Source organism: Plantibacter sp. H53 (genome assembly GCF_001650455.1).
GTDB lineage: Bacteria > Actinomycetota > Actinomycetes > Actinomycetales > Microbacteriaceae > Plantibacter > Plantibacter flavus_A.
Map to the genome: position 1 here is coordinate 25192 of NZ_LWCT01000006.1, position 17831 is coordinate 43022.

A 17831-nucleotide genomic window follows, 5' to 3' on the forward strand; every position below is an offset into this window, starting at 1 on the left:
GGTGTCAGGCAGCCGCTGCTGCGAGATCCAGGCTAACCACACTTCTGTCGGTGGTCAAACAAAAGTCTCCCACCGGTCGCCACTCCCCCGGCGACGAATACCGCAGGAGTCGGAAGCGTGGGGGACAATGGAGAGGTGAACTCAGCTCTGCTCTCCCGGATCGTCGCTGATTCCAGCGACCGCATCTCGTGGCTGCGGGCTCGTTCGCGCGGGATCACCGCGACCGACGTCGCCACCCTCTCGACCCCGGCCTCGATCCAGCGGGCGGCCGACGCGAAGCTCGGCGGGACGGGCTTCTCCGGCAACGCCTTCACCGACCACGGGCGCGCCCGCGAGCCCGAGATCGCCCGGTGGGTCGCCGCGACGCACGGGATCAACCCCTCGTCGGCGCTGTTCCGGGCCGAGGTCGAACACCGCCACCTCGCCACCCCCGACGGCATCGCCGTGACCGAGCGCGGGGCCGTCGTGCTCGCGGAGATCAAGACCACGACGAAGTCCTGGCGCTCGATCCCCCGCAACTACCTGCGTCAGGTGTGGTGGCAGCAGTACGTGATCGGCGCGGAGCGGACACTCGTGGTCTGGGAGGAGCACAAGGACTTCGTCCCCGTCGACGACGAACCGCTCTGTCGATGGGTCGAGCGCGACGACGCCGAGATCGCGAAGCTGGTCGGCCTCGCGAACGCACTCATCGACGAGCTGTACCACCGCACCAATCCAGCCGCCCGGCGCCCGGTCCTCCCGGAGCCCGCGCCCGTCACTCGGCAGCTCCGGGAACCGCTACTGAGCCTCGACTTCTGACGACAAGTCGACAGAAGTCGGCCGAGGTGGTTGACTGTCGCCATGACCGAGCCGCAACGCCCCTCCCCCGGAGCACCGGGCGCCGGCGACCTCTTCCAACTCTTCCGCGGCGGTGAGGCACGCACGAAGTCGGAGTTGTGCGCCCTGACCGGTCTGGCCCGCTCCACCGTCTCCCTCCGCATCGACGCCCTCGTTGCAGCGGACCTCCTCCGTCCCGCTGGAGAGGCAGCCTCCTCGGGTGGCCGCCCGCCCGCACGGATCGCGTTCAACCCGCTCGCGCGCGTCGTCGTCGCCGTCGACTTGGGGGCGACGCACGGGACGGTGGCCGTCACCGACCTGGCCGGAGCGATCCTCGCGACGAGCCGCGCGGAGCTGCAGATCGCCGCAGGACCCGAGCCCGTCCTCGACTGGGTCGTCGAAGCGGCGTCGGCCCTGCTGGCCGCTCCGCAGACGTGGGCCACACCCCAGCCGGTCGCTCCCCCGGTCATCGGGATCGGGATCGGCCTGCCGGGACCGGTCGAGCACTCCACCGGACGGCCGACCAACCCGCCGATCATGCCGGGCTGGGACCGCTTCGACGTCCCCGCCTACATCCGCCGGACCCTCGACGTCCCGGTCCTCGTCGACAACGACGTCAACGTCCTCGCCCTCGGGGAGCACGCGATCTCCTGGCCGGACACCGACGACCTCGTCTACGTGAAGGTGTCCACGGGGATCGGTGCCGGCATCATCGCGGGTGGCGAACTGCAGCGCGGCGCACTCGGTGCGGCCGGCGACATCGGGCATGTGCAGGTCCCCGTCGGACGGGACTCCCCGCGCGCAGCCGACGACGACCGCGACCTCGAGGCCATCGCGAGCGGGCCGGCGATCGCCACCGAGCTCCGCGCCCACGGGATCGACGCCATGAGCAGTCGCGACGTCGCAGCGCTCATCCGCGCGGGCGACCGGACGGCCATCGAGACCACCCGGCAGGCCGGCCGGGAGATCGGTGAGGTGCTCAGTGTCGTGGTGAACCTCCTGAACCCCTCGGTGATCGTGCTCGGTGGGACGATGACGCGTGCCGGCGAACATCTCCTCACCGGCGTCCGCGAAGTGGTCTACCGTCGGTCGATGCCGCTCGCCACCGGGCACCTCGGCATCGTCACCTCGACGGCCGGCGAGGAGGCCGGGGTCTTGGGAGCGGCGATCATGGTGCTGCGCGACGCCCTGTCCGCACCCGCGATCGACGCGATGACTCAGCCTCGGGCGCTCGACGCCGCATCGACCTGACGCGCGTCCTCCATTGTGGAACCAGGGCGTCCGTCGTCGTCCGCCTTCCCGACGGCGAGCACCTCCGCCAGGCCGTATCCGACGAGCCAGAACAGGGCGATCGTCATCGCCGCGAACTCCAACCAGCTCCCGACCTGCTGCCCCACCTCGGCGAGCGAGAGGAGGCCGCCGAGCCCCGCGATCACCGCGACGGCTGACCCCGCGAACCAGGACAGCCGCCGGACGGCGCGCAACCGCGATCCGAGGGCCGACCCGATCATCGCCAGGCAGGCGAGCGCGAAGCCCAGCACCGCGAAGGAGATGTGCACCGCGTCCTGGAGCGTGAACAGCGGGTTCGACGGGATCGGGCACTCGTAGGTACAGGTCACCCGGGACGCCACGAGGAAGCACAGGCTCGACAGTCCGACGAGCAGCCAGGGGACGAGCAGCAGTCCGACCCTCGTGCGGCGCTGACCGGGCTCGCGGGACGGGAGGACTCGCTGCAGCGCTCCGGCGATGCTGAGACCACCGATCGCGACCATGAGCAGTGCCGCGTTGAAGACCGGAGCCGTCACCTCGCCGGTGGCGCCGAGGCCGCTCACGTAGCTGTTCTTACCGAGACTGAGACGCGCGGCCCAGATCATGACCGTGGCGACCACGACGAGCACGCCACCGATGATCGCGAACGCGAGGGCGACGGACCGGCAACGGCGGACCGCCGAGGAGCGAGGGACCCGCTGGTCCGATGTGGCTCCCGTCATCCGCGGATGAGCCTCGTCCGGCTCAACGCGATGACGGCGCAGCCCATCAGGCCGATGAACCCGGCGATGGCGATCATGTAGACGACGACGGCTCCCCAGCCGCCGGGCTGAGCCGGGTTGAGGAACGGGTACGGGTACCAGCCGACGATCGATCCGCGGATCATCGTGTAGACGGTCCAGACGAGCGGGAACGCGATGATCGCCCACACCTGACGCCATTCCAGGCGGGACTTGCCGGGCGTCACGATCCAGACGAGCACCAGGTAGATCGGTGCGATGAGGTGCAGCACCTCGTTCGACCAGCCGAGGGTGTGCCCCTGGTCGAGGGCGATGCCGCGGAGCAGCAGATTGTAGACGACGCCGGTGGTCGCCATGTAGGTCACGACGCAGCCGAGGACGAGGTTGTACCAGGCCGGATCGCGTCGCAGCCGGAAGCAGTACCCGGCGCCGACCAACAGGACGATCGCACTCAGCGCGTTCGACAGGATCGTGAAGTAGCTGAAGAAGTTGACGAAGAAGTCGTCGGGCGCATCACCGAAGGACAGGGTGTAGACGAACTGGCCGACGATGGCGGCGATGATCACCCCACCCGCGATGATCCTGATGACTCCGAACAGTGCGCGCATTGCGCCACTGTATCGGAAGCACGCTCCCGACGATCGGGCGACAGCCGGGCAGCCGTGTCCCCCGAAGAGAGGGAATCGTTTCCAGCCAATTGACACCCCCGTAACAGCGCCGACTCATTCGACGGGTTTGATGAGAACAGAGCCGGACCACGCACCGGAGCGAGACTCGTCGCCGAGCCGACCTCCGCCGGGTGGAGCTTTCGGGGGATGAACGACGAAGGAGTACTCGATGCGTCAAGGAGTCGGACACTCCTGGTCTCTGGCGACAACCGCGGACGCGGTGAAGCCGGCACCGGAGACCATGCGAGCCGCGGTGATCGACGCCGTCGGCAGCCCTGAGGTCCTCCGGATGGAGACCGTACCGACACCGCGTCCGGTCATGGCGGAGTTCCTCGTGAAGGTCGTCGCGGCCGGCGTGAACCCGGTCGACGCCAAGACCCGCGCGGGCCGGGGCGTCTCCTCGGCCATCACGACGATGCCGGCCGTCCTCGGGTACGACTTCAGCGGCATCGTGGTCGAGTCGCCCTTCGCTGCGGCCGGCCTCCTGCCCGGCGACGAGGTCTACGGCATGACGAGTTTCCCGCGGACGGGCGGCAGCTATGCCGAGTACGTCACGGTGTCCTCCCTGAGCCTGACGCGGAAGCCGACGACCCTGTCGCACGTCGAGGCAGCCGGGGTCCCCCTCGCCGCACTGACCGCGTGGGGCATGGTCGTCGACGTCGCGAAGGCGCACGAGGGGCAGCGCATCCTCGTCCACGCCGGGAGCGGCGGTGTCGGGCACTTCGCCGTGCAGTTCGCCACCTACTTCGGCGCGCGGGTGATCGCCACCGGCTCCGGTCGGAATGTCGGTTGGCTGCGCGAACTCGGCGCCCATCAGGCGGTCGACCACGAGTTGCACCGGTTCGAGGACGTCGTCGACCAGGTCGACGTCGTGATCGACCTCGTGGGCAACACCGTGGAGGACACGGGGTCGCGATCCCTGCGGGTCCTCCGCCCGGGCGGGCTCATCATCAATGCGCCGACCGGTTCCTGGCCGACACTCGAGGAGGAGGCCCGGGCCGCGGGCGTCCGCGCGACGCGGTTCACCGTGGCACCCGACGGCGCCACACTCGACACCATCAGCAGGCTGCTGGAGTCCGGGGACGTCCGGGTGTTCGTCGACCAGGTGTTCGACCTCGACGCCGTCCGGCAGGCCCACGTGCTCCTCGAGGGCGGGCACTCACGCGGCAAGATCGTCCTCAAGGTCGCCGACGGCTAGGCTGCCGCCCTTCGACCAGCTCAGGGACCGGTTGGGGGCGCTCAGGGAGCGGTTGGGGGCGCTCAGGGAGCGGCGACAGGACCCCGCCCTTCGACGAGCGCAGGGACCGGAGAACCGGTCAATGAGCCCCACCCCGGTCACTGAGCCTGTCGAAGTGCGCTCCCGAAGACCTGCTCCATGACGAAGTCGTCGTGCCGTTCGGGTCCGACGAGGAAGGTCTTCGTCCCCACGACCGTGAACCCGCTCTTGTCGTAGAACCGGATCGCCCTGGCGTTCTGCTGGTTCACCCCGAGCCACACCGACGTCACCTCTCGGGACCGGGCGTCGTCGAGGGTCGCCTCCATGAGCGTGCGCGCTCCGCCGGCACCGTGGCTCGCGGGGAGCACGTACAGCTTGCTGAGTTCCGCCGTCGGGCGGTGCGCGACCGCAGCGAGCACGTCGGCGTCCACCGGATCGCCGAAGACGAGCATCGTGTAGCCGATGGCCGTGCCGTCATCGTCATCGACGAGGAGCCGGAGCGCGCGTCCGGGATCGGCCAGGTAGCCGGTGAACCGGTCGAAGGTGAAGTGCTCGGCGATGAACGCGTCGATGTGCTCCTGCGCGGTGCCGGGCGGGCAGGCGAGGGCGAAGGTCGCTGCGGCGAGCGTGGCGAGGGTGGCGGCGTCATCGGCCGTGGCGGTGCGGGTGGAGACCATCCCTGCATCGTACGACGCCACCCCGTCGTACGACGAAGGCCCGGTCGCGTGACGCGACCGGGCCTTCGTGCTGGTGAGACTAGATGGAGTTGACGTCCAGCGGGATGCCGGGGCCGAACGTGGTCGACACGGCGCCCTTCTGGATGTAACGGCCCTTCGAGGAGGACGGCTTGAGGCGGAGGATCTCCTCGAGCGCGGCGTTGATGTTCTCCTCGAGCTGCGAAGCGTCGAACGAGGCCTTGCCGACGACGAAGTGCACGTTGGAGTGCTTGTCGACGCGGAACTCGATCTTGCCGCCCTTGATGTCGGACACGGCCTTGGCCACGTCCGGCGTCACGGTGCCGGTCTTGGGGTTCGGCATGAGGCCACGGGGACCGAGGACCTTACCGAGACGACCGACCTTGCCCATGAGCTCCGGGGTGGAGACCGCGGAGTCGAACGAGGTGTAGCCCTCGGCGACCTTCGCGATGAGCTCGTCGCCGCCGACCTCGTCAGCACCGGCCGCGATCGCGGCTTCTGCTGCCGGGCCCGTCGCGAAGACGATGACGCGGGCGGTCTTGCCCGTGCCGTGCGGGAGGATGACCGTGCCGCGGACCATCTGGTCAGCCTTGCGCGGGTCGACACCGAGCTTGAGGGCGACCTCGACGGTGCTGTTGAACTTGGCGGAACCGGTCTCCTTGGCGAGGGCGACGGCCTCGTTCGGGGTGTAGTACTTGTCAGCCTCGATCTTCTCGGCTGCGGCCCGGTAGGCCTTCGACTTCTGTGCCATGTGCGTTCTCCTATGAGAAATGTGGTCATCTGCGCCTGGCCGGCGCTGCCACGAGTGAAAAAGTGAGACGTGCGCGGTTCCGCCTGGTGGCGTCCCCGAAGCGGGTCGAGAGGGTTAGCCCTCGACCGTGATGCCCATGGAGCGGGCGGTGCCGGCGATGATCTTCGCGGCTGCGTCGATGTCGTTCGAGTTCAGGTCGGGAGCCTTCTGCTCGGCGATCTGACGGACCTGCTCCTTGGTGAGCTTCGCGACCTTGACGGTGTGCGGGGTACCGGAGCCCTTGGCGACGCCGGCGGCCTTCTTGATGAGCTCCGCTGCGGGCGGGGTCTTCAGGATGAAGGTGAACGAACGGTCCTCGTAGACGGTGATCTCGACGGGGATGACGTTGCCGCGCTGCGACTCGGTGGCCGCGTTGTACGCCTTGCAGAACTCCATGATGTTGACGCCGTGCTGACCAAGGGCGGGGCCGATGGGGGGAGCAGGGTTTGCGGCGCCGGCCTGGATCTGCAGCTTGATGAGACCCGTGACCTTCTTCTTCGGTGCCATGTTTCTTCCTTCTTCTGGGGTTCGAGCGCCATCGGATGATGTGCGCTCTCCCGCGCGCCCGTCGGGCGGCGGTGGACTGTGGAGCCGTGTGGCTTAGAGCTTGGTGACCTGGTCGAAGCTGAGCTCGACCGGCGTCTCGCGCTCGAAGAGGGAGACGAGCACCGTGAGCTTGCCGCTCTCGGGCTTGATCTCGCTGATGGAGCCGGGGAGACCCGCGAACGAGCCTTCCTTGATCGTGATGGTCTCGCCGATCTCGAAGTCGACCTCGGCGGGGATGACACGCTGCTGCGTGGCGCTGCCCTTGGTGCCGGAGCCCTTGACGGGCGCGGTCTCCTTGACCTCGACGAGCGACTTCAACATGTTGAAGGACTCCTCGAAGCGGAGCGGCGTGGGGTTGTGCGCATTGCCGACGAAGCCGGTCACGCCAGGCGTGTGGCGGACGACCGACCAGCTGTCCTCGTTGAGGTCCATGCGGACGAGCACGTAGCCGGGGATGCGGACGCGGGTGACCATCTTGCGCTGGCCGTTCTTGATCTCGACCACGTCTTCCATGGGGACCTCGACCTGGTAGATGTAGTCCGCGACCTCGAGCGTCGACTTGCGCTGCTCGATGTTGGCCTTCACCTTGCGCTCGAAACCGGCGTAGGAGTGGATGACGTACCACTTGCCGGGCAGGAAGCGGAGTTCCTTGCGGAACGCGTCGTAGGGGTCCTCCTCGGACTCCTCGGCGGGCTCGGCGTCGGTGGGGTCGGCCTCTTCTTCGGCGATGGCCTCTGCTGCGGCTTCGACCTCGGCGGCCTCATCGAGCTCGAGGGCGTCGTCGACGACGGCGTCGGCCTCGGGGTCGACGGCTTCTGCCATCGCGTCGAGCACGGCGTCGAGGTCGACCTCGGTGTCGCCGGTCTCCTCGACGTGGACGGCGTTGTGCTCAGCGGGGTCGACGGAGTGCTCGTCGGCCGAGAGCACGTTGCCCTCCTGGGCCTCGTCGTCCTCCGAGGACTGCTCGGCAGCGGTTGCCCAGTCGACGTCGTTCGAGTTTCGCTCAGACACTGATTTCCATTCCGTTTCTGTTGTGCGGATCGCGGGTGATCCCCGACCGCGGCGCCGGATCCTGGCGCGTGACGACTGCGTCGCCGTCTGTGATTGTGGAACCCGGGTACCGGGCCGGAGCACCGGAACCTGAGCGGAACTAGCTCGCGGTACCGAACACCAGCGTGACGACCCAGGCGAAGACGAAGTCGATGCCGTAGACGAGCGCCATCATGATGCAGACGAAGATGAGCACCACAGCCGTGTAGCTGAGGAGTTCCTTCCGCGTCGGCGTGACGACCTTCTTGAGTTCCGCGAAGACCTGCTTCAGGAACAGGACGATGCCCGAGAAGAAGCCGCGCCGTTCGGCACGGTCCGCCTTCGCCTTGACGACGACGTCCTCGCCGGGCGTGTCGGTACTCTTCGGGGCCACTCGTTACACCTTTCGTGTGCCGGTGCATACGCACCGACTCGCAGGGCGGACAGGACTTGAACCTGCAACCTGCGGTTTTGGAGACCGCTGCTCTACCAATTGAGCCACCGCCCTTCAGTGCTGACGCACCGGAGGGGTCGAAGCTACCCTGACCTCCTGTGCGTTGCCTCACCACACGGGTGAAAACAGGCGCAGAAAATCATGGCAGATTTCAACTACCTCCATCTAGTGTACGGCACGGTCGCCCGGCTGTAAAACCGGCGTCAGGTCTCGCCGGCGAGGGATCCCTCCTCCTGCACTCGGAGCGCTTGCTCGCGTAGGGTTGCTCCTTCGGACGCACGACGACTCGACCCGGGGGGACCGATGAGCAGCGCAGACGAACACGAGACGACCTCGAAGGCGGCGGAGACGAACCGCGAGGACGATCGCCGGATCCCGCCCCGCTTCGCGGATGACAGCCCGCTCCCGGGAGCCGGCCCGATCCAGGCGTTCCTCCGCTTCTGGAAGCGGTATCCGATCTTCACCGGGCGGGCCAGCCGGAGCGAGTTCTGGTGGTGGGTGGTCGTCCACGCCGTCATCGTCACCGCACTCCTGGTGATCGGACGCGGCGTCGACGTCGCGACCGGGGTGACGGCCGGTTTCTGGGAGGGTCAGGTCACCGAAGGCCCCGCATGGGGCGTCCAGAGCATCCTGTCCGGGATCTGGGGTCTCGCGACGATCATCCCGGGGCTGTCGCTGAACGCACGCCGAATGCACGACACGGACCACAGCGGCTGGTGGCAGCTCATCAACCTGGTCCCGATCTTCGGGTGGTTCTTCTTCATCTGGCTCGCGGCGCAGCCGAGCGACCGGGGCGGTGCCCGCTACGACACGGGGCCGAACCGCGAGGGCGCCGAGATCAAGCCTGGCGACGCTCCGCAGTGACCCGCCGGTCCGGGAGGACCGTGTCGGCGATCGCGGCGAGGACGAGCACGCCGGTGCAGAGACACCCGAGGACGAGTTCCCCGAGCTGCGGCAGGAGGAACGCGGCGACCGCGCAGCCCGCGAGCATCGCGAGGCCGATGACCGGTGCGAGGGGTACGGCGCGGTCGACGACGAACCGGAACAGCGACAGCCCGAGCAGGTAGAGGACCGGGCCGCCGAGGATGACGACGCCCCCGGCGAGTTCGACGGCGTCGGCGGGTCGGTCGAGGATCTCCTTGTCCCCCACCGAGACGAGCACGATCCCGGCGACGACCACGACGTGGGCGTAGCTGTATCCATCGCGCGCGATGCGTCCGAGGCGTCCCGGCCCGCGTCGTCCGGAACGACCCTCGTCACCGTCGGCGCGGTCGGCCTCCTCCTCGGCGGCCTCGACCGCTCGGCGTCCCGCCGCCTCCGTGCGGTGGAAGTACAGCCACCACAGCGCGACCGCGGAGACGAAGGCGCTCAGCATCCCGACGACGGCGTCGACCGACGTCTCGAGCTCGACGAACGCGAACCCGGTGACGAGCAGGGACTCACCGATCGCGATGATGATGAAGAGCGACGCCCGCTCGGAGAGGTGCGCACCGGAGAGCTCCCAGCTCTCGACCTCCGAGCGCCGCACCCCCGGCAGTCGGAATCCGAGGGCCCCGCCGCCGTACTCGACGGCGACGGCGCAGATCCAGAACGCCAGTTGCCAGTCGGCCGGCACCAGCGCGCCGGCGATCCAGAAGACGGCGGCGAACGCGGTCCAGACGAGGACGCGTGCGAAACTCAGGGCCACGTCCCGGTCGTGCCGCCAGGTCGCCACGACCATGAACAGCGTCCGGACGAGCTGGAGCACGACGTAGGCGACGGCGAACGCCAGCGCGCGATCGGTGAACGACGCCGACACCGACACCGCCGCGACGAACGCCAACAGGCCGAAGCCGATGAGCGCGAGTCGCACCGCGAGCCGTTCCGGGTCGAGCCAGTTCGTCACCCAGCTCGTGGACACCCACGACCACCAGAGCGCCAGGATGAGGACGATCGACTCGAGCGCGGCGGTGACGCTCTGGTCGTCGGCGATGAGCTTGCTCAGCTGGGTGAGCGCGAAGACGAAGACGAGGTCGAAGAACAACTCGACGAACGTGACGCGCTCGGCGCGTTCGCCGGACTCCGGGCGACGGAGATCGGAGACGAGGCCGAATCTGGGGGCGGACATCTTCGTATCCTGGCAGGGATCCCGGTGCCGACGCCTCCCCCTCGGATTCGTCGACACCGGGTCGTGCTCGTCGCGAGCTGCGGGGACAGAGCCCGACGACCACCCTGCGAGCCTAGCAAGAAGTATTCCAGATGCACAAGGTCCAGAAGCATCATCGGAATATCGACGGTCACCGGCGGGTTGCGTCCGGAGGCCGCGTCGTCCGCGTGCCGCACCCCCACGAAAGGCATCACCCGTATGGATCTCTTCGCCCCCGTCCGACTCGGCGACCTCGAACTCGCCAACCGCGTCGTCATGGCCCCGCTCACCCGCATGCGGTCCGGAGCCGACGGCGTCCCCGGCGACCTCGTCGCCGAGCACTACAGCCAGCGCGCAGGACTCGGGCTCATCATCACGGAGGGCACCTACCCGAGCGCCGAGTCGCGCTCCTACCCGGGCCAGCCCGGCATCGTCACCCCCGAGCAGGTCGAGGGCTGGCGGGGCGTCGCGGAGGCCGTGCACGGCGCAGGCGGGCTCATCGTCATGCAGCTCATGAACGGTGGCCGTGTCTCGCACACCGACATCACTGGCACCGACCGCATCGTCGCGCCGAGCGCGATCGCCATCGCCGGCGAGGTCCGGACGCCCGCGGGCGCCCAGCCGTACCCCGTCCCGCACGCGCTGACCGCCGAGGAGCTCGACACGGTCCGCGAGGAGTTCGTCCAGGCGGCCCGCAACGCGATCGAAGCAGGACTCGACGGCGTCGAGCTCCACGCTGCGAACGGCTACCTGCTGCACCAGTTCCTCTCCCCCGTCTCCAACGTGCGCGACGACCGCGCCGGAGGCAGCCCGGAGGCTCGCGCGTCGTACGTCGCCGAGGTCGTCAGCGCCGTCGCCGAGGCGGTCGGTGCAGCGCGCGTCGGCATCCGCATCTCCCCGATGAACGGTGCCGGTGACACGGCGGAGACCGACGAGGCCGACGTCCGCGCGACCTACGAGGCGCTGCTCGACGCCCTGGCACCGCTCGGCCTCGCCTACCTCAGCATCCTCCACGAGGACCCGGCCGGTGCGCTCGTCCAGGACCTGCGCGGTCACTTCGGCGGCAAGCTCATCGTCAACAGCGGCTTCGGCACCGTCACGACGCGCGACGAGGCGATCGCCCTCGTCGAGCACGCGCACGCCGACGCCGTCGCCGTCGGGCGTCTCGCCATCGCGAACCCCGACCTCGTCGAGCGTTGGGCGGGCGAGCACGAGGAGAACACGCCGAACCCGGCCACCTTCTACGGCCCGGGCGCCGAGGGCTACACCGACTACCCGCGCCTCGCGAGCTGATCACGCTCAGGTGAGGCACCTCGTCGCTCGACACCACCTCGGGCGACGAGGTGCCTCACCTCAGTCCGCCCGTGGCGCGTGCGACTCGAGGAACTCGTACACCTCGACGGAGTCGACCCCCGGGAAGGATCCGGTCGGCAGCGCCGCCAGCAGACTCGTCGGCGTCCGCGCCGCCGGCCAGGCTCTCCCCTCCCACCGTTCGGCGAGCGCCGGTGACGCCCGACGACAGCATCGCTCGTCGGGGCAGCTCGAGGTGGACCGGTGCGGCGTCTCGCGTCCGCGGAACCACTTCACGTGCGCGAACGGGACGCCGACGCTGACCGAGTACTCGCCCTCCTTGGCCTTCTCGATCCGCGAGGTGCACCAGAAGGTGCCCGTGTCCATGTCCGTGTACTGATACCAGGGACTGAAACGGTCCTCGACGTCGAAGACGGTCCTGGCCGTCCAGTTGCGGCAGACGAGCGAGCCTTCCACCGCTCCGAGGACGTCGGACGGGAACGTGACCCCGTCGTTCTCGTACGCCTTGATGATCGTCCCCGACTCGTGCACCTTCATGAAGTGCACCGGGAGTCCGAGGTGCCTCGTCGCGAGGTTCGTGAAGCGGTGCGCGGCGGTCTCGTACGACACCGCGAACGCGTCGCGCAGGTCCTCCATCGAGATGCGCCGGAGCTGTTTCGCCTCACCGAGGACGCGCACGGCGTCGCGCTCGGGCAGGAGTATGGCCGCCGTCAGGTAGTTGGTCTCGACGCGCTGCCGCAGAAAGTCCGCGTAGTTTCCCGGCTCCTCGTGTCCGCACAGGTGACTGGCGAACGCCTGGAGGATGGGTGATCGCGAGTCACGCGACATCGAGGGTTCGGTCGGCATGTAGATCCGACCGTTGCGCCGGTCGGTGACCGAGCGCGTCGAGTGCGGCAGGTCGCCGACGTAGTGGAGCGAGAACCCGAGGTGCTGCGCCATCTCCGCGACCGTCTGATGCGAGACCGGCCCTCCGGTGTAGCCGACGGCGTCGAGCAGCCCTTTCGCGACGGCCTCGAGCTCGGGGAAATGGTTGTCGGCCGCCCGCATGTCCGCCCGGAGGACCGCGTTGGCCCGGCGTGCCTCCTCGGGTGTCGCCGCGCGCTCCCGATGCAGGCGGGCGACCTCGTCGTGCAGCGCCAGCACGGTGCGCAGCGTCTCGTCCGCGGTCCCTTTCGAGACCCGGATGGGCGCGATCCCGAGGGCGGAGAAGACGGGGCCCCGCTGAGCACGCTCGACGGCGATCTCGAGCGCGGCCCGGTCGCTCGGCGGTTCGTCACGGAGCAGGTCGTCGACGGTGGTGCCGAGGGCGGCGGCGATGACGCGGAGCATGGACAGGCTCGGCTCCCGATGCCCGTTCTCGATCGCCGATGCCTGAGACGGTGCTCGGTCGATCGCCTGCGCGAGCTCGTCGAGCGTGAGGCCTGCGCGAGACCGGGCATCGCGGATCCGGCGACCGAGGACGAGGGCGTCCGCGTGCGGAGCAGGTCCGTCACCAGGGGTGGCGGAGGCGGGTGGAGCAGCGGCGGTGCTGGTCATGGTGATCATGCTCACACGCGCCGGTTGTTCCGGCAAACAGAAGGTCGGCCGTTCTTCTGTCCACGGATGACGTCCGTCGGGGTTGCGGCGAGCGCAGGATCGTTCCCACAGCACGACCCGCCCCACCGACCTCGACACCACAGGAGTCATCGTGAGCAACGAAGCCACCCGACCGACCGACCACCGCACGCCCCTCCGCGCCGGCGACCAGACGCAGACGGCCGAGGAACTGCAGCGCGAGTGGGACACCGACCCGCGCTGGGACGGGGTCCGGCGCGACTACACCGCCGAGGACGTCGTCCGCCTGCGCGGCGGTGTCCGGGAGGAACCGACACTCGCCCGCCGAGGGGCGGAGCGACTGTGGAACCTCCTCCACACCGAGGAGTGGGTGCCCGCCCTCGGCGCGATGACCGGCAACCAGGCCGTGCAGCAGGTCCGGGCCGGCCTGCAGGCGATCTACCTCTCCGGCTGGCAGGTCGCCGCCGACGCGAACCTCTCCGGGCAGACCTATCCCGATCAGAGCCTCTACCCGGCGAACTCGGTTCCGGCGGTCGTCCGGCGGATCAACAACGCGCTGCTCCGGGCCGAGCAGATCGACTTCGCCGAGCGGGCCGTCGGGGAGGACCCGGGACGCGAGGCGATCGACTGGCTCGCGCCGATCGTCGCCGACGCCGAGGCCGGCTTCGGTGGACCGCTCAACGCCTACGAGCTCATGGCCGGCATGATCCAGGCGGGCGCCGCCGGCGTCCACTGGGAGGACCAGCTCGCCAGTGAGAAGAAGTGCGGCCACATGGGCGGCAAGGTGCTGGTGCCGACGGGCCAGCACATCCGGACGCTCAATGCGGCCCGGCTGGCGGCGGACGTCGCCGGTGTCCCGACCATCGTCATCGCCCGCACCGATGCGCTGGCCGCCACGCTTCTCACGAGCGACATCGACGAGCGCGATCTGCCGTTCCTGAACGGGAACCGGACTCCGGAGGGCTTCTACGAGGTGGAGAACGGCATCGGTCCGGTGCTCGCGCGCGGACTCGCCTACGCGGAGTACGCCGACCTGCTCTGGGTCGAGTCGGCGGAACCCGACCTCGACCTCGCCCGTCGATTCGCCGAAGCCGTCCACGAGCGGTTCCCGGGCAAGCTGCTCGCCTACAACTGTTCGCCGTCGTTCAACTGGAAGTCGCACCTCGACGACGCGCAGATCGCGTCCTTCCAGCGCGAGCTCGCCGCCATGGGGTACGCGTTCCAGTTCATCACCCTCGCCGGCTTCCACGCGTTGAACCACTCGATGTTCACCCTGGCGAGCGACTACCGGGAGCGGGCGATGAGCGCGTACGTCGACCTCCAGGAGGCCGAGTTCGCCGCAGAGTCCAGCGGCTACACCGCCACCAGGCACCAGCGGGAAGTCGGTACCGGCTACTTCGACCTGGTCGCGACCGCCCTCAACCCCGGCAGCGCCACCCTCGCCCTCGCCGGCTCGACCGAGGAACAGCAGTTCCACTGATCCATCCCAGCCCCGCCCTTCGACAAGCCCAGGGACCGCTCGAAGGGCCCATCCGACGCACGACCATCCGAAACGGAGTCACCCCATGAACACCATGCTCGCTTCCCCGTCCACACCCACCACCGCGCCGGTGCCCACGCAGCGCACGGGCCCCGCCGTCGAGGTCGTCGGTCGTCTCGGTGACCGGTACGAGGAGATCCTCACCCCCGACGCCCTCGTCTTCCTCGCGGACCTGCACCAGCGGTTCGCGGGTGCGCGGCACGACCGCCTCGCCGAGCGCATGCGCCGACGCTTCGAGATCGGGAACGGCCGCGACCCGCGGTTCCGCGATGACACCGCGGCGATCCGGGAGGACCGCTCCTGGCGAGTCGCCGGCGCCGGGCCCGGTCTCGAGGACCGTCGGGTCGAGATCACCGGCCCCACCGATCCGAAGATGACGATCAACGCCCTCAACTCCGGCGCGAACGTCTGGCTTGCCGACCAGGAGGACGCGACGAGCCCGACGTGGGCCAACGTCATCGGTGGTCAGCTCTCGCTGCGCGACGCCGTCCGCGGCGAGCTGGCGTTCACGAACGAGGCGGGGAAGGTGTACCGCGTCACCGCGACGGAGACGCCGACGATCGTCATGCGCCCGCGCGGCTGGCACCTCGTGGAGAAGCACCTGCGGTTCATCGACCGCTCCGGGGCGGCCATGGCGGCCTCCGGGAGCCTCGTCGACTACGGCCTCTACGTCTTCCACAACGCCCGAGCGCTCATCGACGCCGGCCGCGGGCCGTACTTCTACCTCCCGAAGCTGGAGTCGAGCGAGGAGGCGCAGCTCTGGGACGACGTCTTCACGTTCACCGAGGAGCGTCTGCGTCTCGACCATGGGACGATCCGCGCCACCGTGCTCATCGAGACGCTGCCGGCGGCGTTCGAGATGGACGAGATCCTGTACGCGCTCCGCGACCACTGCGCCGGTCTCAACGCCGGTCGGTGGGACTACATCTTCTCGATCATCAAGAACTACCGGGGGCGCGGTGCCCGGTTCGTCCTGCCCGACCGCAGCGAGGTGACGATGACGGTGCCGTTCATGCGGGCCTACACGGAACTCCTCGTGCAGACGTGCCACCGCCGCGATGCGCACGCGATCGGCGGGATGTCCGCGTCCATCCCGAACCGACGCGATCCGGAGGCGACGGCGCGCGCGATCGAGAAGGTCTCGGCCGACAAGCGTCGTGAGGCCGGCGACGGCTTCGACGGGACCTGGGTGGCGCACCCGGACCTCATCGAGACCGCCAGGGCCGAGTTCGACGCGGTCCTCGGCGATCGCCCGAATCAGCTCGACCGTCTGCGTGAGGACGTGTCGGTGACACCGTCGCAGCTCCTCGACGTCCGCATCGGTCGCGCGGTCACGGACGTCGGTCTCCGCGACAACGTGTCGATCGCCGTCCGCTACCTCGACTCCTGGCTCCGCGGGATCGGCGCCGCGGCCATCGACGGACTGATGGAGGACGCGGCGACGGCGGAGATCAGTCGATCGCAGGTCTGGCAGTGGATCCACCAGGACGTCGCGACCGACGACGGCCGCCCGATCACCCGTGAGCGGGTCGAAGGCCTCCTCGACGAGCTCCTCGCCTCGCTCCCCCGCGCCGCGGACGACCGCTTCGACGATGCCGCCGAGCTGTTCCGCGAGGTGGCACTGCGCGACGAGTTCCCGACCTTCCTCACCGTCCCGGCGTACACGAGGTACCTCGTCGACCCCGCGTGACGACCGAGGTGAGGCACGTCGTCGTTCCCCGATGGACCGGGCGACGAGGTGCCTCACCTCGCTGCACGCGAGGTCGGACACATACTGTCCTCTCGATACCGGGTTCGGTACGCTCGGACTCGTGCCTGAATCGACTCCCACGCCCCGCCTGTCCACGAAGATCTCAGCGATCGCCGAATCCGCCACGCTGAAGGTGGACGCCAAGGCGAAGGCGCTGCAGGCGCAAGGCCGGCCCGTGATCTCCTACGCGGCGGGCGAGCCGGACTTCCCGACGCCCGAGCACATCGTCGAAGCGGCGCTCGTCGCCGCCCGCGACCCGAAGGCGCACCGGTACACCCCGGCGGCCGGCTTGCCGGACCTCCGCGCCGCCATCGCGGAGAAGACGCTCCGCGACTCCGGTCTCGAGGTCGACCCGGGCCGCGTCATCGTCACCAACGGCGGCAAGCAGTCGGTGTACGAGGCGTTCCAGGTCCTGCTGAACCCGGGCGACGAGGTCATCGTGCCGACGCCGTTCTGGACCACCTACCCCGAGGCCATCGCGCTCGCCGACGGTGTCGCGGTCGACGTCTTCGCCGACGCCTCGCAGAACTACCAGGTCACGGTCGAGCAGCTCGAGGCGGCTCGTACCCCGCGCACCAAAGTCCTCCTGTTCGTCTCGCCCTCGAACCCGACCGGCTCCGTCTACTCCCCCGAGCAGACGAAGGCGATCGGTGAGTGGGCGCTCGAGCACGGCATCTGGGTGATCTCCGACGAGATCTACCAGAACCTCACCTACTCGGCCGGCGACAGCGGCGAGGCGGTGAAGGCGATCTCCATCGTCGAGGCGGTCCCCGAGCTCGCCGAGCAGACGCTCCTCGTCAACGGCGTCGCCAAGACCTACGCGATGACGGGCTGGCGCGTCGGGTGGACCGTCGGACCGTCGGACGCGATCAAGGCGCTCGGCAACCTCCAGTCGCACCTCTCCGGCAACGTGAACAACATCGCGCAGCGTGCGGCGATCGCGGCACTGACCGGCCCGCAGGACGCCGCCGAGACGATGCGCGAGGCCTTCGACCGCCGCCGCAAGCTCATCGTCGGCGAACTGAACAAGATCGACGGCTTCCAGACACCGACACCGCAGGGTGCGTTCTACGTGTACCCCGACGTCTCGGCGTTGCTCGGGCGGACCTTCGGCGGGGTCACCCCGACGACCTCGCTCGAGTTGGCCGACCTCATGCTGGAACAAGCCGAGGTCGCGGCGGTGCCCGGCGAGGCGTTCGGGCCGTCCGGCTACCTGCGCTTCAGCTACGCGCTCGGCGACGACCAGCTCCTCGAGGGCGTCCAGCGTCTCCAGCGCCTCTTCGCGTCCTGACCCGAGGCCCGCTCGCTCGTCTCCGGGCGAGCGGGCC

17 protein-coding genes and 1 tRNA gene are annotated in these 17831 nt (G+C 69.2%); 8 read left to right on the top strand and 10 right to left on the bottom strand.

Annotation, left to right across the window (positions count from 1 at the left end):
• Window positions 1-135 precede the first annotated feature (135 nt).
• Together A4X17_RS04845 and A4X17_RS04850 are read left to right on the top strand one after the other, a co-directional pair.
• Entirely contained in the window at window positions 136-798 is a 663-nt protein-coding gene (locus A4X17_RS04845) for a YqaJ viral recombinase family protein (protein ID WP_064294546.1), read from the top strand.
• Window positions 799-840: 42 nt separating this feature from the next.
• Window positions 841-2067, top strand: coding sequence for an ROK family transcriptional regulator (locus A4X17_RS04850; protein ID WP_064294547.1), 1227 nt, complete (start codon window positions 841-843; stop codon window positions 2065-2067).
• Here the strand turns inward: A4X17_RS04850 and A4X17_RS04855 are convergent.
• Window positions 2034-2807, bottom strand: a complete 774-nt coding sequence (locus A4X17_RS04855) for a DUF998 domain-containing protein (RefSeq protein WP_064294548.1) — start codon at window positions 2805-2807, stop codon at window positions 2034-2036. The two genes, A4X17_RS04850 and A4X17_RS04855, sit on opposite strands and share 34 nt — an antisense overlap.
• Window positions 2804-3433 carry a Pr6Pr family membrane protein gene (locus A4X17_RS19410; protein ID WP_064294549.1) on the bottom strand — a complete coding sequence of 210 codons (630 nt, stop codon included), beginning with the start codon at window positions 3431-3433 and terminating at the stop codon, window positions 2804-2806. Before A4X17_RS19410 ends, A4X17_RS04855 begins: the two co-directional genes overlap by 4 nt.
• Before the next feature lie 301 nt (window positions 3434-3734).
• On the opposite strand from A4X17_RS19410, the gene A4X17_RS04865 reads away from it, so the two are divergent.
• Entirely contained in the window at window positions 3735-4691 is a 957-nt protein-coding gene (locus A4X17_RS04865) for an NADP-dependent oxidoreductase (RefSeq protein ID WP_139205323.1), read from the top strand.
• A 137-nt stretch (window positions 4692-4828) separates the two neighbouring features.
• Here A4X17_RS04865 and A4X17_RS04870 read toward each other — a convergent pair whose 3' ends face one another.
• The 6 genes from A4X17_RS04870 to A4X17_RS04895 all read right to left on the bottom strand — a co-directional run bounded on the left by A4X17_RS04870 (window position 4829) and on the right by A4X17_RS04895 (window position 8277).
• Window positions 4829-5386, bottom strand: a complete 558-nt coding sequence (locus A4X17_RS04870; RefSeq protein WP_064294551.1) for a GNAT family N-acetyltransferase — start codon at window positions 5384-5386, stop codon at window positions 4829-4831.
• Between the two features lie 79 nt (window positions 5387-5465).
• The gene (rplA, locus tag A4X17_RS04875; protein WP_064294552.1) at window positions 5466-6155 is read right to left on the bottom strand and encodes a 50S ribosomal protein L1; all 690 of its coding nucleotides are present in this window, start codon (window positions 6153-6155) and stop codon (window positions 5466-5468) included.
• A gap of 114 nt (window positions 6156-6269) precedes the next feature.
• The gene (gene rplK / locus A4X17_RS04880; protein WP_056014074.1) at window positions 6270-6701 is read right to left on the bottom strand and encodes a 50S ribosomal protein L11; all 432 of its coding nucleotides are present in this window, start codon (window positions 6699-6701) and stop codon (window positions 6270-6272) included.
• Window positions 6702-6794: 93 nt separating this feature from the next.
• Window positions 6795-7751 (bottom strand): transcription termination/antitermination protein NusG, encoded by a 957-nt coding sequence (gene nusG / locus A4X17_RS04885; RefSeq protein ID WP_064294553.1) that lies wholly within the window; start codon window positions 7749-7751, stop codon window positions 6795-6797.
• Between the two features lie 139 nt (window positions 7752-7890).
• Window positions 7891-8163: a preprotein translocase subunit SecE gene (secE, locus tag A4X17_RS04890; RefSeq protein ID WP_056014068.1), complete on the bottom strand. Its 273-nt coding sequence runs from the start codon at window positions 8161-8163 to the stop codon at window positions 7891-7893.
• Between the two features lie 41 nt (window positions 8164-8204).
• Window positions 8205-8277, bottom strand: a tRNA-Trp gene (locus A4X17_RS04895).
• Window positions 8278-8526: 249 nt separating this feature from the next.
• On the opposite strand from A4X17_RS04895, the gene A4X17_RS04900 reads away from it, so the two are divergent.
• Complete coding sequence (locus tag A4X17_RS04900) at window positions 8527-9087, top strand: DUF805 domain-containing protein (RefSeq protein ID WP_064294554.1); 561 nt, start codon at window positions 8527-8529, stop codon at window positions 9085-9087.
• Here A4X17_RS04900 and A4X17_RS04905 read toward each other — a convergent pair.
• Window positions 9062-10330 (bottom strand): low temperature requirement protein A, encoded by a 1269-nt coding sequence (locus A4X17_RS04905; RefSeq protein ID WP_064294555.1) that lies wholly within the window; start codon window positions 10328-10330, stop codon window positions 9062-9064. The genes A4X17_RS04900 and A4X17_RS04905 overlap by 26 nt on opposite strands.
• Before the next feature lie 237 nt (window positions 10331-10567).
• Between A4X17_RS04905 and A4X17_RS04910 the strand changes: the two genes are divergently transcribed.
• On the top strand, window positions 10568-11641 hold the full coding sequence (locus tag A4X17_RS04910; protein WP_064294556.1) for an alkene reductase: 1074 nt from the start codon (window positions 10568-10570) through the stop codon (window positions 11639-11641).
• Between the two features lie 60 nt (window positions 11642-11701).
• Here the strand turns inward: A4X17_RS04910 and A4X17_RS04915 are convergent, their stop codons facing one another.
• Window positions 11702-13195: a helix-turn-helix transcriptional regulator gene (locus tag A4X17_RS04915; RefSeq protein ID WP_064294632.1), complete on the bottom strand. Its 1494-nt coding sequence runs from the start codon at window positions 13193-13195 to the stop codon at window positions 11702-11704.
• Between the two features lie 151 nt (window positions 13196-13346).
• Between A4X17_RS04915 and aceA the strand changes: the two genes are divergently transcribed.
• The 3 genes from aceA (at window position 13347) to A4X17_RS04930 (ending at window position 17794) form a co-directional block, all read left to right on the top strand.
• Complete coding sequence (gene aceA / locus A4X17_RS04920; protein WP_064294633.1) at window positions 13347-14693, top strand: isocitrate lyase; 1347 nt, start codon at window positions 13347-13349, stop codon at window positions 14691-14693.
• 94 nt (window positions 14694-14787) lie between these two features.
• Window positions 14788-16443 (top strand): malate synthase A, encoded by a 1656-nt coding sequence (aceB, locus tag A4X17_RS04925; RefSeq protein ID WP_064294634.1) that lies wholly within the window; start codon window positions 14788-14790, stop codon window positions 16441-16443.
• A 121-nt stretch (window positions 16444-16564) separates the two neighbouring features.
• Window positions 16565-17794, top strand: coding sequence for a pyridoxal phosphate-dependent aminotransferase (locus A4X17_RS04930; protein ID WP_064294635.1), 1230 nt, complete (start codon window positions 16565-16567; stop codon window positions 17792-17794).
• Window positions 17795-17831 lie beyond the last annotated feature (37 nt).

Bases quoted from the DNA above. Each gene is read 5' to 3' on its own strand.
- rplK (WP_056014074.1), bottom strand. From the start codon at position 6,701: ATGGCACCGAAGAAGAAGGTCACGGGTCTCATCAAGCTGCAGATCCAG.
- rplA (WP_064294552.1), bottom strand. From the start codon at position 6,155: ATGGCACAGAAGTCGAAGGCCTACCGGGCCGCAGCCGAGAAGATCGAG.
- aceB (WP_064294634.1), top strand. From the start codon at position 14,788: ATGCTCGCTTCCCCGTCCACACCCACCACCGCGCCGGTGCCCACGCAG.
- A4X17_RS04900 (WP_064294554.1), top strand. From the start codon at position 8,527: ATGAGCAGCGCAGACGAACACGAGACGACCTCGAAGGCGGCGGAGACG.
- A4X17_RS04855 (WP_064294548.1), bottom strand. From the start codon at position 2,807: ATGACGGGAGCCACATCGGACCAGCGGGTCCCTCGCTCCTCGGCGGTC.
- A4X17_RS04850 (WP_064294547.1), top strand. From the start codon at position 841: ATGACCGAGCCGCAACGCCCCTCCCCCGGAGCACCGGGCGCCGGCGAC.
- A4X17_RS04915 (WP_064294632.1), bottom strand. From the start codon at position 13,195: ATGACCAGCACCGCCGCTGCTCCACCCGCCTCCGCCACCCCTGGTGAC.
- A4X17_RS04870 (WP_064294551.1), bottom strand. From the start codon at position 5,386: ATGGTCTCCACCCGCACCGCCACGGCCGATGACGCCGCCACCCTCGCC.
- A4X17_RS04905 (WP_064294555.1), bottom strand. From the start codon at position 10,330: ATGTCCGCCCCCAGATTCGGCCTCGTCTCCGATCTCCGTCGCCCGGAG.
- A4X17_RS19410 (WP_064294549.1), bottom strand. From the start codon at position 3,433: ATGCGCGCACTGTTCGGAGTCATCAGGATCATCGCGGGTGGGGTGATC.
- A4X17_RS04865 (WP_139205323.1), top strand. From the start codon at position 3,735: ATGCGAGCCGCGGTGATCGACGCCGTCGGCAGCCCTGAGGTCCTCCGG.
- A4X17_RS04910 (WP_064294556.1), top strand. From the start codon at position 10,568: ATGGATCTCTTCGCCCCCGTCCGACTCGGCGACCTCGAACTCGCCAAC.